Annotated in this window: 14 protein-coding genes; 2 read left to right on the forward strand and 12 right to left on the reverse strand. The window is 69.8% G+C overall.

The genetic code is table 11. The features are described from left to right. Nucleotides 1-6 precede the first annotated feature (6 nt). From FJM51_RS01380 to FJM51_RS01410, 7 genes are all read right to left on the reverse strand, one after another. Entirely contained in the window at nt 7-828 is an 822-nt protein-coding gene (locus tag FJM51_RS01380) for an arginyltransferase (RefSeq protein WP_140452305.1), read from the reverse strand. A 96-nt stretch (nt 829-924) separates the two neighbouring features. Then, on the reverse strand, nt 925-1,404 hold the full coding sequence (locus FJM51_RS01385) for an RDD family protein (RefSeq protein WP_140452306.1): 480 nt from the start codon (nt 1,402-1,404) through the stop codon (nt 925-927). Nucleotides 1,405-1,571: 167 nt separating this feature from the next. After that, a complete protein-coding gene (gene ppk2, locus FJM51_RS01390) occupies nt 1,572-2,546 on the reverse strand; it encodes a polyphosphate kinase 2 (protein WP_140452307.1) in 975 nt (324 codons plus the stop codon). 75 nt (nt 2,547-2,621) lie between these two features. Next, on the reverse strand, nt 2,622-3,479 hold the full coding sequence (locus tag FJM51_RS01395; RefSeq protein ID WP_140452308.1) for an alpha/beta fold hydrolase: 858 nt from the start codon (nt 3,477-3,479) through the stop codon (nt 2,622-2,624). A 27-nt stretch (nt 3,480-3,506) separates the two neighbouring features. Beyond that, a complete protein-coding gene (locus FJM51_RS01400) occupies nt 3,507-4,430 on the reverse strand; it encodes a homoserine O-succinyltransferase (RefSeq protein WP_140452309.1) in 924 nt (307 codons plus the stop codon). 82 nt (nt 4,431-4,512) lie between these two features. Continuing rightward, on the reverse strand, nt 4,513-5,502 hold the full coding sequence (locus FJM51_RS01405) for a cation diffusion facilitator family transporter (protein ID WP_233712924.1): 990 nt from the start codon (nt 5,500-5,502) through the stop codon (nt 4,513-4,515). Next, nucleotides 5,499-6,365, reverse strand: a complete 867-nt coding sequence (locus tag FJM51_RS01410) for an ATPase (protein ID WP_140452310.1) — start codon at nt 6,363-6,365, stop codon at nt 5,499-5,501. Before FJM51_RS01410 ends, FJM51_RS01405 begins: the two co-directional genes overlap by 4 nt. Before the next feature lie 183 nt (nt 6,366-6,548). Here FJM51_RS01410 and FJM51_RS01415 point away from each other — a divergent pair, with 183 nt between their 5' ends. Further along, the gene (locus tag FJM51_RS01415) at nt 6,549-7,928 is read left to right on the forward strand and encodes a M10 family metallopeptidase C-terminal domain-containing protein (protein WP_140452311.1); all 1,380 of its coding nucleotides are present in this window, start codon (nt 6,549-6,551) and stop codon (nt 7,926-7,928) included. Between the two features lie 60 nt (nt 7,929-7,988). Here FJM51_RS01415 and ppa read toward each other — a convergent pair whose 3' ends face one another. From ppa to FJM51_RS01440, 5 genes are all read right to left on the reverse strand, one after another. Beyond that, complete coding sequence (gene ppa, locus FJM51_RS01420) at nt 7,989-8,525, reverse strand: inorganic diphosphatase (RefSeq protein ID WP_140452312.1); 537 nt, start codon at nt 8,523-8,525, stop codon at nt 7,989-7,991. A 114-nt stretch (nt 8,526-8,639) separates the two neighbouring features. Next, nucleotides 8,640-9,515 carry a DMT family transporter gene (locus FJM51_RS01425; RefSeq protein WP_140452313.1) on the reverse strand — a complete coding sequence of 292 codons (876 nt, stop codon included), beginning with the start codon at nt 9,513-9,515 and terminating at the stop codon, nt 8,640-8,642. A 96-nt stretch (nt 9,516-9,611) separates the two neighbouring features. After that, entirely contained in the window at nt 9,612-11,018 is a 1,407-nt protein-coding gene (locus FJM51_RS01430) for a UdgX family uracil-DNA binding protein (RefSeq protein ID WP_140452314.1), read from the reverse strand. Then, nucleotides 11,018-12,223 carry a putative DNA modification/repair radical SAM protein gene (locus tag FJM51_RS01435; RefSeq protein ID WP_140452315.1) on the reverse strand — a complete coding sequence of 402 codons (1,206 nt, stop codon included), beginning with the start codon at nt 12,221-12,223 and terminating at the stop codon, nt 11,018-11,020. The genes FJM51_RS01430 and FJM51_RS01435 overlap by 1 nt, the downstream gene beginning before the upstream one ends. 172 nt (nt 12,224-12,395) lie before the next feature. Further along, the gene (locus FJM51_RS01440) at nt 12,396-12,878 is read right to left on the reverse strand and encodes an autoinducer binding domain-containing protein (RefSeq protein ID WP_181164405.1); all 483 of its coding nucleotides are present in this window, start codon (nt 12,876-12,878) and stop codon (nt 12,396-12,398) included. A 128-nt stretch (nt 12,879-13,006) separates the two neighbouring features. Here FJM51_RS01440 and FJM51_RS01445 point away from each other — a divergent pair, with 128 nt between their 5' ends. Next, nucleotides 13,007-13,603, forward strand: a complete 597-nt coding sequence (locus FJM51_RS01445) for a helix-turn-helix transcriptional regulator (RefSeq protein WP_140452317.1) — start codon at nt 13,007-13,009, stop codon at nt 13,601-13,603. The last annotated feature ends 47 nt before the right edge of the window (nt 13,604-13,650 follow it).

The raw sequence follows: 13,650 nt of genomic DNA on the forward strand, positions 1-13,650 counted from the left end.
GCCCCCCTACTTCGTCGTCGGCAACTCGATCGCCGCGACCTGGTCCACGATCGTCGCGCGGTCGCCCTGGCGGCGGTTGATCGCGCTGAGGTCGGTTTCGGGCAGGAGGCTCCAGCGGCCCTCGTAGAAGATCTCGAGCGGGTGGTAGCGGGCCTTGTAGTCCATCTTCGCGCTCCCCGGCACCCAGTAGCCGAGATAGACGAAGGGCAGGCCCGCCTCGCGCGCGATCTCGATATGGTCGAGGATCACGAAGGCGCCGAGGCTGTCGCGCGTCATCTCCGGGTCGAAGAAGGAATAGACCATCGAGACGCCGTCGGTCAGCAGGTCGGTGAGGCAGACCGCGACGAGTTCGCGCCCGGTCCCGTCGGGGCGGCGGCGGTAGTATTCGATCACGCGGCTGCGGACCGGGGTTTCCTCGATCATCGCGGCGAATTCGTGCATGTCCATGTCGGCCATGCCGCCGGTTGCGTGGCGCGCGTCGAGATAGCGGCGGAAGAGCGCGTATTGCGGCTCCGTCGCCCAGGGGCTGGTGACGACGCGCTCGATCCCGGCGTTGCGCTTCATCACCCGGCGCTGGCCCTTGCCCGGCACGAAGCCGTCGACGACGATCCGCGCCGAGAGGCAGGCGGAGCAGCCCGCGCAGGAGGGGCGGTAGAGCACGTTCTGCGAGCGGCGGAAGCCCTGGTGCGAGAGCACGTCGTTCAGGTGCGAGGCGCCCTCGCCCTGCAGCGCGGTGAAGAGCTTGCGTTCGACACGCCCGGCGAGGTACGGGCACGGCTGCGGCGCCGTGACGTAGAACTGATGCGACTGCGGCAGGCTGTGGCGCATGATGGGCCCCGAACTCGTCCCCCGGAAAGGAAAGCTAACAACAGCCTCCCGCGGCGGGCAACAGGATTCTCGCGCCGCCGGAGGCTCGGGCCTCGGTCAGTCGACCGGACGGTTTATCGCGGTGGTCCTGAGCACGATGTCGGGCAGGCCCTGGCCGTAGCGCGTGCCCAGCATCGCGAGGCAGCTGACGAGCTGGACCAGCACGAAGGCCATCGAGAGCGTGTAGATCGCGACATGGCCGAGCGCGGTCACGAAGTCGAACCGCTGGCCGTCGCCGCGGCGGAACTCGATCCCCATGACCCGCATCCCCCAGGTCGCCGAGCGGTCGGAGATCGTGCCGACGCGGTAGGCGAAGCCGATGGCCGCGAGGATCAGCGGGAAGATCATGAAGCCGATCCCGAGCGTCAGCACCCCGAAGAGGAGCGCGACCGGCACGCCGACGCAGAGGATGATCGCGACGTCGATCAGCCAGGCGGCGAAGCGCCGCGCGGGCACCCCGCGGTAGAACTGCGGGTCGAGCTCGGGATCCGGCAGGCCGGCGAGCGTGAAGCGGTAGGTTCCGGAATCGGCGTACATGGGCGCGGGCTCTGGTCCGTGTCTGGGGTGGTCCCTCCGGGGACACACATGCGATCGAGATGGGTGCGCCGGGCGCCCCGCGCAAGGGGCGCGAATATGCATATGCATATCGCGCGCCCCTAGGCCGGCCCCGCGACGGCGTGGCGAATATGCATATGCATATTCGCTCAGCCCTCGCGGCGGCGGAGGATCTCGGGTCCGCCGCAGATCAGCGGATCGGGGGGCGTGACCGCCTTGTCGGGATAGTCGAGCCGGCTCAGGATCGCGCGCATCGCCGCGATCCGCGCCCGGCGCTTGTCCTCGGCCCAGACCACCGTCCAGGGGGCGAGCGCCGAATGGCTGCGCGCGAAGGTCTCCTCGATCGCGGCGGTATAGTCGTCCCAGCGCGCGAGACCGTCGATGTCGGTCTGGGAGAGCTTCCACTGCTTGAGCGGGTTCTTCTCGCGCTGCTGGAATTGGCGCAGCTGCTCGGCGCGGCCGATCGCGATCCAGGTCTTCATCAGGATGATCCCGTCGCGCACCAGCATGTCCTCGAATTCCGGAAGCTGGGCGAAGAACCGCTCCCGCTCGGCCGGCGTGACCCAGCCGAAGACATGCTCGACGACCGCGCGGTTGTACCAGGAGCGGTCGAAGAGCACCATCTCGCCCGTGCTCGGCAGGTGCTCGATGTAGCGCTGGAAATACCACTGGCCGCGCTCGGTCTCGTCGGGCGCGGGGAGGGCGACGACGCGCGCGCGCCTCGGGTTCAGGTTCTCGGTCAGCGCCTTGATCGTGCCGCCCTTGCCGGCGGCGTCGCGGCCCTCGAAGACCAGCACGATCCGCTGGCCCGTCGCGCGCAGCCAGCTCTGGACCTTGATGAGCTCGAGCTGGCAGACCTCGTCCTCGGCCCGGTATTCCTCGAGCGAGATCCGCTCGGCATAGGGATAGGCGGGGTCGAGCAGGTCGTTCTTGCCCGCCTCCTCCAGCGCGTGGCGGATCTCGGGCGGCGCGTCCTTCTCGATGAAGCGGCTGACCGCGCCGCCGAAGGGCGGACGGAATTCCGGCGCCTTCCTCTCCTCGGCGAGCGCCTCCCTCAGCGCCTTCTTCCCGGCCTTGGGCTCCGCCTTCGTCTCCGGGCCGCGCTTCTTCTCGGACTTGGCCATGCCGGTCTCCCTCGTTGCCTCGGGATGGACTATGGGGCAGGGCGGGGGCGCCGGCAACGGCGCCGGAGGCGGGCCTCAGCCGGCGGCGAGCCGGGCGAGGGCGCGCTCCACCTCCTCGGGGGCGGCGTGGTGGACCATGTGGCCGACCCCCGGGAGCGGCGTCAGCCGGGCGCGCGGGATCATCGCCGCGAGCGGTGGCGCGTGGAAGCCGTAGGAGACGACGCCGTCCTCGGTGCCGTGCAGGATCTCGACCGGCACCCGGATGCCCGGATAGCGCGGCACCATCGCGAGGAGCTGGCGGCGCAGCGTCTGGAGCTGCACCGCGTTGGCGCGCAGCGTCTCGGGCGTGAAGATCCGGCCGGGGCCGACATGCGCGATCAGCCCCCGGGGCGGGCGCTGCGGCGCAAAGAGCACGTCGACGAGGCGCGAGACCGTCATCCGGTTCATGAGCCCGGGCAGCGTCCAGGAGAACCAGGGCGCGGTCACCGGATGGGCGAGCAGGTCGTTCGCGAGCCCCATGCCGCCCTCCCACCCCTGGCTCGGCGCGCCGAGCAGCAGGAGGCCCGCGACGCTCTCGGGAAATTCGAGCGTCCAGGCGAGCGCGACCGCCCCGCCATAGCTGTGGCCGACGAGGATCGCCCGCTCGACGCCGAGTTCCGACAGCGCGGCGCGCAGCATCCGCGCCTGGTGTTCGAGCTGCTCGCCGCCCCGCGCCGGCCAGCCGCTGCCGCCATGGCCGGGACGGTCGAAGGCCACGACCGTGTAGCGCGCGGCGAGCCGGGGCAGCAGGCCGAAGCTCATGTCGCCGAGATTGGCGCTCGCGCCATGGATCAGCGCCACGGCGGGGCCGGAGCCGCTTCGCACGTAGCGGATCGGCGTGCCGTCCAGGATGACGGCGCCTTCCTCGACGCCGGGCGGGATCTCGTCGCGCATGTCTTGCTCCGGATGGGGGAAGGCGCCTCAGGCGCCGATCATCTCGATCTCGTAGGAGGTCGTCTGATAGATCTGGTTGATCCAGTTGCCGTAGAGCAGATGCCCGTGGGCGCGCCAGAGGTTCGGCGGGGCGACACCCGGATCGTCCCCGGGGAAGTAGTCGACCGGGAGCGGGATCGGCCCGCCCTTCGCCTTCAGGTCGCGGTCGTATTCCTCCTGGAGCGTGGTCGAGTCGTATTCGAGATGGTTGAACATGTAGAGCGCGCGATGGTCCGCGTCCTCGATGAGGCAGGGGCCGACCTCCTCGGAGTCGACGAGGATCTCGAGCTCGGGATGCAGCCGCACGTCCTCGCTCCGGATCTCGGTCCAGCGGCTCACCGGGACGGCGAAGCGGTCCGAGAAGCCGCGCAGGAAGGGCGAGGCGGAGTCGCGCGCGCGGTCATGGGCGAAGCAGCCGAAGGCCTTCGCCGGCAGGCTGTGTTTCGGCACGCCGTGGAAATGGTTGAGCATCGCCATGCCGCCCCAGCAGACGGCCATCGTGTGATGCACGTTGGTCTGGGTCCAGTCGAAGAGCTCGCGCAGCTCGTCCCAGTAGGAGACATCCTCGAAATCGAGATGCTCGATCGGCGCGCCGGTGATGACCAGCCCGTCGAACTTCCGCGTCTTCGCCTCGGCGAACGTCTCGTAGAAGGCCTCGAGATGCCGGGCGGAGGTGTTCTTCGAACGGTGCTCGGTCATCCGGATCAGCGTGAGCTCGATCTGGAGGGGGGTCGCGCCGATCAGCCGGGCGAACTGCGTCTCGGTCTGCACCTTCTTCGGCATCAGGTTGACGAGGCCGATCCGGAGCGGGCGGATGTCCTGGCGAAGCGCGGTTTCCTCGGACATGACCATCACGCCCTCGCGCCGGAGCACGTCGTGGGCGGGCAGGGTCGCGGGAATCTTGATCGGCATCGTCGGGCGCTTTCGTGAAACGAGAGCCGTCAGATAGACGCTGCCGGGCCTCCGGGCAACCGCGGGGCGCGGTCGGCCCGGATCATTCGGCGTGAATTTCGACCGTGGTGTGGTCGATTTCGAACCGTTCGGCGAGGCGCGCCTTGATCGCGCGGCGGGTGGCGGCGTGATCCGCCCCGTCCGAGACCACCGCTTCGAGCGTCGCCATCGGCCGCTCCTCGCTGATCGACCAGGCATGGACGTGGCGCACGGCGACGAGGCCCGGGATCGCCTCCGCCAGATCGGCGGCGACCGCCTCGGGATCGAAGCCGCGCGGGCTCGCCTCGAGCAGGATATGCGCGCTGTCGCGCACGACGTGGAAGGCGGAGCGCAGGATCAGGAGCAGGACGAAGACCGAGAGGATCGGGTCGATCGGCGTCCAGCCGGTCCAGAGGATCACGAGGGCCGCGACGATCGCGGCGACCGAGCCGAGCAGGTCGCCCGCGATGTGCAGGATCGCCGCGCGCATGTTGAGGTTGTCGCGATCTCCCCGGGTGAGGATCCAGAAGCCGGCGATGTTGACGGCGAGCCCCGCCACCGCGACCCCGAGCATCGTGGCGCCCGCGACGGGGGCGGGGGAGGACAGCCGGTGCCAGGCCTCGACGCCGATCCAGATCGAGATCGCGAAGAGCGCGAGGCCGTTCACGAAGGCGGCGAGCACGGCGAGCCGGTCGAACCCGTAGGTCCGGCGCGCGTCCGCCGGGCGCTGGGCGATCCGGACGGCGGCCCAGGCCATCGAGAGCGCGGCGAAGTCGGTCAGCATGTGGCCCGCGTCGGCGAGAAGCGCGAGCGAACCGGAGAGGAGGCCGCCGACGACCTCCAGCACCATGAAGCCTCCGGTCAGCAGCGCGACGATGCCGAGCGAGCGCGCATTCGCCGCGTGGTGGTGCCCGTGCCCGCCGTGCCCGTGGCCATGCCCGCCGCCTTGATCGTGCCCGTTGCCATGGTCGTGCCCGCGCGCGTGGGTCTTGTCTCCCCGCGCGGTCTCGCAGCGGATCACCGCGTCGCGCTCCGAGGGCTCCCGCGCGGTCACGCGCCTTTCCTCGCGATCGCCTCGGCCACCAGCGCGGTGAAATCGGCCGGGTCGCGGACGGCGGCGATCTCCGCCGCCTCGACGGTGACGCCCCAGTTCTCCGCCATCGCCGCGTAGCGGGGCAGGCGGTGGTTGATGAGCGCGCGGAAGCCGTGGCGGATGAACGCGTCGGGATCGACCTCGTCGGGCGTCCGGCCGGTTGCCGCGAGATGGTCGTCCCAGAGCTTCAAGAGGAACTCCTCCTGGTAGTACATCGGTTTCGGGGCGCGGTCGAAGCGCGCCACCAGAGCCTCAACGTCCGCGTCGCTGCCCCGGATCCAGACCGGAAGCGAATGTCCCGCGAGGTCGCGCAGCACCGGATCGGCCGGGTTCCAGGGATCGACCACCTCGCAGAGCGAACCGGAGCAGTCGCAGACGAAATGGCTGTAGCCGTAGATGTCGCGCGCCTTGCCGATGAAGGCCACCACGTCGCGGGTCGCGGCGATCTCGGCCACGAGGTGCTGGCGCTGGCGCGTCAGGTACTCCTCGAAGGGAATGCCGCCCTTCGCCGGATCGCCCGGCTTGCCGAGATAGGTCGAGAGCGGCGCGAGGTTCTGGAAGGTGATGTTGGAGCCGATGAAGATCGAATCCGAGCGCAGCAGTTCGCGCAGGAACGGGTTGCGCATCGCCTCGCGCTTGAAGTTGTCGACGATGTGCTCGCCCATGTAGCGCGTACCGACGCGGAAATCGACCGAATAGTGAAACCAGTCGCCTTCGTCGCGCAGGATCGACGAGATCCGGGTCTTGCCGAGACCCGACATGCCGAAGAGCGCGACGCGCCTGTGGCTGGCTCCGCGCCAGTCCGCCGGGGTTGAGTAGATCATCCGAGACCCTTTTGTTCCGCCCGAGTGCTAGCGGGAGCGGGCGCGGGTGGCAATGCGCGTTTGCGACCGCGACATGACGCTTTCGCGCGCGCGGCGTCTGCGGGCCTGGCCTAGGATACGCGCCCCGGCGGCCGCGGTTGTCGCGGTGGCGCGTCGCGCCCGGGCATTTCGAGGAAAAGGATCATGGCCGCGTATTTCGTGGACGCATTGCGCAACACCTATGAGGAGGACGCGGACTGGCGTCCCTATCCGAACGCCGAGGACGGGACGCCGGCGCGGCTGACCTACGCCTTCCTGACCAGCGTTCCCGACTGGACGCCGGACGAGTTCGGCGATCCCCATGACGGATTCGCGCGCTACACGGCGCGCCAGATCGACCGCGTCGAGCGGGCGATCCATGCCTACGAGGCGGTGGCGAACGTTCATTTCACCCGCGTGGAGGGGACCGCCGACGTCAATTTCGGGCAGTTCGACATCGGGGAAGCCGATGTGCAGGGCTATTCGTGGAACACCTGGACCTACAAGCCGACCGGGGATCTCTACGGCTATCCGGACGATGACGGGCTCATGCGGCCGAACGAGGTCTGGTACGACACGAAGATCGGCGTCATCCATTACGACGTGGTGCTGCACGAGGTCGGCCATACGCTGGGACTGAAGCATCCGGTCCAGTACAGCGACGCCGATCCGGCCGAGCCCGTCCTGCCGCCTTGGGAGGATAAGGGCGAGAACACGATCATGTCCTACAACCGCGAGGCCGGGACCGACGAGCTCGGCCTCTACGACATCATCGCGCTCCAGAGCATCTACGGCCCCGCCCAGTCGCGGCGCGGCGACAACGTCTATGTCTTCGGCGAGGACAAGCTCATCTGGGACGGCGGCGGCGAGGACCGGATCACCGCGCGCGACGCCGAGGAGGGGGTGCGCCTCGACCTCGGCGGCGGAACCTGGAACTACGAGGGGGCGAAGGGACGCTCGCTGCTCTGGGGCGGGCAGGTCTTTCTCGGCTACTACACCGAGATCGAGAACGCGGACGGAAGCGCGTTCGACGACCGCCTGACCGGCAACGGCCTCGCCAACCGCCTGCTCGGCCTCGACGGCGACGATTTCCTGCGCGGCCTGCGCGGCCCGGACCGGCTCGTGGGCGGCGACGGGGACGACACGCTCTCGGGCGGCGACAACCGCGACCGGCTGCTGGGGGGCGACGGGGACGACTGGCTGACGGGGGGGCGGAACCTCGACCAGCTCCGCGGCGGCGAGGGGGCGGACCGCTTCATCTACACGGCGGCGGCCGATTCGACGGTGCGCTTCCGCGACGTGGTGCTCGACTTCCACCGCAGCGAACGCGATCTGGTCGACCTCTCCGGGCTTGCCAAGGACGGGCCGGCGCTGCGTTTCGTGGGGACCGCGGGTTTCTCGGACAGGGCGGGGGAGGTGCGCTACGATCACCACGCGGCCGAGGGGACGCGGATCGTGGCCGATCTCGACGGCGACGGGACCGCGGATTTCGCGATCGGGCTCGAGGGGCACATCGCGCTGCGCGAGGCGGACCTGATCCTCTGAGGCGGGGCGCGCCTGGCCCGAACGAAGCGGCCCGCGCGGGAGGCGCGGGCCGGTCCGGAGTTACTTCTTCACCGCGTCGAGCGAGGTCTTCAGGATCGATTCGGCCTCGGCCTTGTCGCCCCAGCCGATGACCTTCACCCACTTGCCTTCCTCGAGGTCCTTGTAGTGCTCGAAGAAGTGCTTGATCCGGTCGCGCGTCTTCTGCGGCACGTCGTCGAGGTCCTTGATATGGGCCTGGAACGGGTCGACCTTGGTGACGGGCACGGCGATCAGCTTGTCGTCCATGCCGCCGTCGTCCTCCATCTTCAGGACGCCGACCGGACGGCAGCGGATCACGACGCCCGGATGCAGCGGGAAGTCGCAGAGCACGAGCACGTCGGTCGGGTCGCCGTCGGCGTGCAGCGTGTTCGGGACGAAACCGTAGTTGCAGGGGTAGAACATCGGCGTGTTCACGACCCGGTCGACGAAGACGGCGCCCGACTCCTTGTCGATCTCGTACTTGACCGGCGCGCCGCCGGCGGCGCCGCCCGTGATCTCGATCACGACATTGATGTCCTCGGGCGGGTTCTTGCCCGCCGGGATCGCGTCGATCTGCATATCCGTCTCCTCGTTCTTCCGGACCGGTTCAAATCCGGGCGTCCGACTAGCACGGCCCCGGGCAAGGCGGAAGGGGGCGCGCGGTAGGGGGAGGCCCCGCCGCCGCGGGGCCGGTCAGGCGGTCCGGATCCGCCGGGCGCCGTCGCGCAGGTTCACGACATTGGCGCAGACGATGATCGCGGCGCCGACCGCGACCATCGGGCTCAGCGTCTCGCCGTAGAGCAGCGCGCCGACGAAGGCGATGAGCGGAAGCCGCGCGAAATCCATCGGCGCGACGATCGTCGCCGGCGCCCAGCCGAGCGCCGAGGTCAGCGCGAAATGCGCGCTGACGCCGGTCACGCCGACGACGAGGATGTAGAAGAGATCCCCGGCCGAGGGCAGCGGAATGCCCCCCGGCAGCGACAGGACGAGGCTCCCCGCGCCCTGCGTGAGCGTCATGTAGAAGATCACCGTCAGCACGTGGTCGTGGCGCATGATCTGCTTCGTGTAGATCGTGTTGAGCGCGTAGCAGAGCGCGGCGACCGCGACCGCGACCTGACCCGGCCCGATCGGCGCGCGGCCGGGCTGCGCCACGATCAGCACGCCGATGAAGCCGAGGAGCGCGGCGATCAGCCGCGCGCGCGTCAGCCGCTCCCCGAGCAGGAAGGGCGCGAGCAGCGCGACCCAGATCGGGTTGGTGAATTCGATCGCCACGACCTGGCTCAGCGCGATGAGCGAGATCGCGTAGAACCAGAGATTCTGGCCGGTGTAGTGAATGGCGTTGCGCAGCAGATGCAGCCGGAGGTTCCGGGTCCGGACGAGCGAGAAGCCCGCGGGCCGGAGCGCGATGATCGCGCAGACGCAGACGAAGCCCACGCCCGAGCGGTAGAGCATGAGCTCGAACGTGTTCATGTCGACGAGAAGCTCGCGGCCCGCCACCGCCATGGCCGAGAAGGAGAGAACGGCGGCGCCCATCCAGAGGGCCGCCTTGAAGAGATTCTGGTGCTGCATGGACAGGCCCTCCGCGCGCTCCTCTATCGCCCGGCCCGTTCGGCGACAAGGGCGCGCGGGACGAAGCGGTTTCTTCCCGCGCGCGACGATCGCCGGTCAGGCCGCGAGGGCGCGCGCGGCGCGCAGATCCTCGACGAAGCGCGCGTATTCGCGCGCCTTCGCCTCCGCGTCGGGCAGGCGCAGCAGATAGGAGGGATGCACGGTCAGGTAGCCCGGCCGGTCGCCGAACCGCCAGGGACCGCGGTTCTTCGTCACCGGCACCGCGCGGCCCGCGAGCGCCAGCGCCGCGGTGGCGCCGAGCGCGACCGTCAGCCGGGGCGCGACGAGGTCGAGTTCGGTCTCGAGCCACCAGCGGTAATGGCGCACCTCGCCCGCCGTCGGCGTCTGGTGCAGCCGGCGCTTGCCGGTCTGCCTGAACTTGAAATGCTTGACGGCGTTCGTGAGATAGCAGGCGGCGCGGCCGATTCCCGCCTCGGCCAGCGCGCGGTCGAGAAGCTGGCCGGCGGGGCCGACGAAGGGCCGGCCCTGGCTGTCCTCCTGGTCGCCCGGCTGTTCGCCCACGAAGGCGATGGCGGCGTGGTCCGGCCCTTCGCCGAGCACGGCGCGCGTCCCGCCCTCCACGAAGGGATCGGAGCGCGCGATGATCGCGTTGAGTTCCGCGAGGCTCGCGGGCCTCTGTTCGGCCATCGCCGCCACGGCGCGGGCCGGGTCGCGTTTGCGGGGCATCTCCGCCTCCTTCTCGATCATCTCGCGCGCCCGCGCCGGGGCCTCCGCGATCAGCCCGGGGATCGTCGCCGCCTCGGGCAGGTCGCGCCAGTAGCGCCGCGGCATCTCCTGGCGCATCCGGGCGGGATTGACCCGCGCGGGATTGAACGTCGCCGCGTAATAGCCGGTCCAGGCGGCCTCGACGGGATCGCCCGCCGGCGCCTCGTCCCGCGTCGCGGGCGGGCCGAAGGCGAGGCTCTCGCCGTTCCAGCGGACGGAGCCGACGGGCGTCAGGATCGTCCAGTCGAGCGCGCGGAAACGGTCGCGGAAGAAGGGCGCCGCCGCTTCGAGGATGAAATGCTCCGGCTCGAACCAGGCGACGTAGCGTTCGAGCCCCGCCTCCTCGACGCGGCGGAAGCGGACGAAGGCGTGCATCTTGTGGATCTCGCGCCGGATCTCGCGCGCCATGGCCCCGAGCCGGTGGACGAGCGGGTCGGACGGGTCGTCGAGCAGCGCCGCCTCGCCATGGGTGAGGCGCCAGCAGAGGTCGTGGAGCCGCGCGTAGCGTTCGGGGGCGCGGTGCATAACGACGGTTGCGATCAGATCGACCGCCGCCCGGGGCAGCGGGACCGCCGGTGCCTCCGGATGCGGAACGAGGGGCCGGGCGTGCAGATCGGCGGGCGCGCCCTCCTCCTGCCAGACCACCTCGGCGGGCGGGACGCCCTCGGCCATCAGCGCGCGCAGCGCCGCGCGGAAGCCCGCGAGATTGGCCCCGGCGCGGAGCGCGACGGACCGCATCAGAAGAGCTCCAGCTGGCGCGGCTTCGCCGTGAGCCGCGCGCGCAGGTCGAGCCGGTCGAGCCCGGGCGCGCGATGGTCGGGCGTCACGATGAAGGGCAGGGGCCTGCGCGAATTGCGGGTCAGCCGTGCCAGGTCGGCGAGGCGGAGCGCGCCGTGGCGCCGCGCGGCGAGGATGCGGTCCACCACCCGGATCCCCAGCCCCGGCACGCGCAGCAGTTCCGAACGGCGCGCGCGGTTCACGTCGACCGGGAAGCGCTCGCGATGGCGCAGCGCCCAGGCCAGCTTCGGATCGATGCCGAGGTCGAGCATGCCGCCCTCGGTCGCCGCCGCGATCTCCGCGAGCGTGAAACCGTAGGACCTGAGCAGCCAGTCGGCCTGATAGAGCCGGTTCTCGCGGCCAAGCGGCGGCGCCTCGGGCGGCAGCGCGCTGCTCGGCTCCGGGATCGGCGAGAAGGCGGAATAGTAGACCCGCGCCAGCCGGTGCTCGCGGTAGAGCCGGTCGCTCGTCGTCAGCAGCTCGGTATCCGTCGCCACGTCGGCGCCGACGATCACCTGCGTGCTCTGTCCGGCGGGGGCGAAGCGGCGGCGCTCCTCCCGCGCCTCGGCGATGCGCGCGCGGGTCTGGGCCATCGCGCCCTCGATCGCGGCGGCCGATTTCTCCGGCGCGAGCCGCCCGAGGCTCGCCGCGCTCGGCAGTTCGAGATTGACCGAGAGCCGGTCGGCCCAGAGCCCGGCCTGTTCGATGAGCCAGGGGCTCGCCTCCGGGATGGTCTTCAGGTGGATGTAGCCGGCGAAACCGTGGTCGCGCCTAAGGCCCCGCGCGATCCTGAGCATGTCCTCCATCGTCCGGTCGGGCGAGCGGGCGATGCCGGAGGAGAGGAAGAGCCCCTCGATGTAGTTGCGCTTGTAGAAGTCGAGCGTGACGGCGATGACCTCCTCGACCGTGAACCGCGCGCGCGGCGTGTTGGAGGAACGCCGGTTCACGCAATAGGCGCAGTCGAACAGGCAGTAGTTCGTCATCAGGATCTTCAGGAGCGACACGCAGCGCCCGTCGGGCGTGTAGGAATGGCAGATGCCGTTCGAGGTCGAGCCGAGGCCGCCCGGCCCCGCGCGGCGTTTCGGCGCCCCGGAGGAGGCGCAGGAGGCATCGTATTTCGCCGCGTCGGCGAGGATGCGGAGCTTCGTGGCCAATCGGTCGTCCATCGCTAATGTTCACCATATGTTCGCGTGAAGCGCAATTCACGCTGGCGTGCCCGGAGAGAACGGAGCAGGATCGCGCCGGTTCCCGGGCGGAGGGCGGGATCATGGCGGGACGCATCCGGAGGGCTGTTCGGAGGCCGGGTTCGATCTCTGGGCCGCCCGCGGTCAGACGCGCTCAGTGCGTGAGCCGCACCGAAAGCTGGCGCAGCGCCGAGCGGTCGGCGGCGCTGAGCCTGGGCAGGCCTGCGGTTTCCGCGTGGAGCCGCGACAGCAGATCCTCCAGCTCCTCGATCTCGAAATCCTCGTAGTCGCGATCCGCGCGGGCGAAGCTCGCGATGGTGCGGGTTCCGTCGGGCATGATCGCGATGGTGGCGCCGTTCATCAGCCCGTGGTTCTTCGCCGCGTTGAGCACGCCGGCGCTGTCGATCCGTTCCAGATCGCTCCAGCGGACATGGCCCAGATTCTGCACGCCCCAGCGCACGGTCGGGTCGTTCACCACCATCCCGTGCTCCGAATAATGATCCATCCAGCGCTTCGGATAGGTCTGGAAAAGATAGGCCGGTGCGGTGAAGCGGATGTGGAGCGCGATGGCGAATCCGGCCGGGCTGCGGCGGTCGAGCTCCCGCAACAAGCCGGCGATGCTCGTCCGATGAGCCATTTTCCCCCCTTTGCTCGCGACATGGTTGCGAGATGGCGCGGATCCGCCTAATCTCCATCCGATGGAAACTAGTTCCATGGCGGCGGCGGTGAAAGAACTTTCGCGGGCGCCAGTGGCAAGTGGGTTGAATGATAGCGCAGGACTTTCAGGAACTCGCCCCGGCAGGCTTCTACATCGCCTTGCGCGTGGGTTTCGCCTTTCCCATGGTCGAGCAGAATCGCCTTCCGGAACTCTGGGTGCGCGAATACACGATGAGCGGCCTGATCGTGCACGATCCGGCCATCGCCTGGTGCTACCGCAACGACGGCGCCGCGCGCTGGAGCGAGCTCGGAATCGAGGATGAACTCGGCGTGCTCGAACTCGCCAAGGCCCATGACCTGCTCTTCGGCGCGGCGGTCAGTTGTCGCGACGCGGGTGATTCGGGACAGCGGAGCTTCGGCATCTTCTGCCGCTCCGACCGCGAGTTCGAGACGGAGGAACTCGAGCGGCTGACCGCGCTCCTGCGCGCCGAGCACGCCGCGCTCGAACAGCCGCGGAAGCTGACGCCGGCGGAGCTCGAGACGCTCGGGCTCGTCAAGAACGGGTTGCTGATGAAGGAGATCGCCTGCGCGCTGGGCGTTTCGGAAAGCGCGATCAAGCAGCGGCTGAAGAGCGCCCGGCTGAAGCTCCGGGCCAAGACAGGGACCCAGGCCGCCGCCCGGGCGACCATGCTGGGCATGATCTGAGCCGTTTTCAGCCGAATTCTACTCCTTTCGAGCGTATCGCCCTGCGA

The sequence above is a fragment of the Amaricoccus solimangrovi genome (genome assembly GCF_006385685.1).
Classification (GTDB): Bacteria; Pseudomonadota; Alphaproteobacteria; order Rhodobacterales; family Rhodobacteraceae; genus Amaricoccus; species Amaricoccus solimangrovi.

Excerpts from the sequence above, each read along its gene's own strand:
- FJM51_RS01430 (WP_140452314.1), bottom strand. The coding sequence starts at position 11,018 with ATGCGGTCCGTCGCGCTCCGCGCCGGGGCCAATCTCGCGGGCTTCCGC.
- FJM51_RS01425 (WP_140452313.1), bottom strand. The coding sequence starts at position 9,515 with ATGCAGCACCAGAATCTCTTCAAGGCGGCCCTCTGGATGGGCGCCGCC.
- FJM51_RS01410 (WP_140452310.1), bottom strand. The coding sequence starts at position 6,365 with ATGATCTACTCAACCCCGGCGGACTGGCGCGGAGCCAGCCACAGGCGC.
- ppk2 (WP_140452307.1), bottom strand. The coding sequence starts at position 2,546 with ATGGCCAAGTCCGAGAAGAAGCGCGGCCCGGAGACGAAGGCGGAGCCC.
- FJM51_RS01445 (WP_140452317.1), top strand. The coding sequence starts at position 13,007 with ATGATAGCGCAGGACTTTCAGGAACTCGCCCCGGCAGGCTTCTACATC.
- FJM51_RS01400 (WP_140452309.1), bottom strand. The coding sequence starts at position 4,430 with ATGCCGATCAAGATTCCCGCGACCCTGCCCGCCCACGACGTGCTCCGG.
- FJM51_RS01415 (WP_140452311.1), top strand. The coding sequence starts at position 6,549 with ATGGCCGCGTATTTCGTGGACGCATTGCGCAACACCTATGAGGAGGAC.
- FJM51_RS01395 (WP_140452308.1), bottom strand. The coding sequence starts at position 3,479 with ATGCGCGACGAGATCCCGCCCGGCGTCGAGGAAGGCGCCGTCATCCTG.
- FJM51_RS01380 (WP_140452305.1), bottom strand. The coding sequence starts at position 828 with ATGCGCCACAGCCTGCCGCAGTCGCATCAGTTCTACGTCACGGCGCCG.
- FJM51_RS01435 (WP_140452315.1), bottom strand. The coding sequence starts at position 12,223 with ATGGACGACCGATTGGCCACGAAGCTCCGCATCCTCGCCGACGCGGCG.
- ppa (WP_140452312.1), bottom strand. The coding sequence starts at position 8,525 with ATGCAGATCGACGCGATCCCGGCGGGCAAGAACCCGCCCGAGGACATC.
- FJM51_RS01385 (WP_140452306.1), bottom strand. The coding sequence starts at position 1,404 with ATGTACGCCGATTCCGGAACCTACCGCTTCACGCTCGCCGGCCTGCCG.
- FJM51_RS01440 (WP_181164405.1), bottom strand. The coding sequence starts at position 12,878 with ATGGCTCATCGGACGAGCATCGCCGGCTTGTTGCGGGAGCTCGACCGC.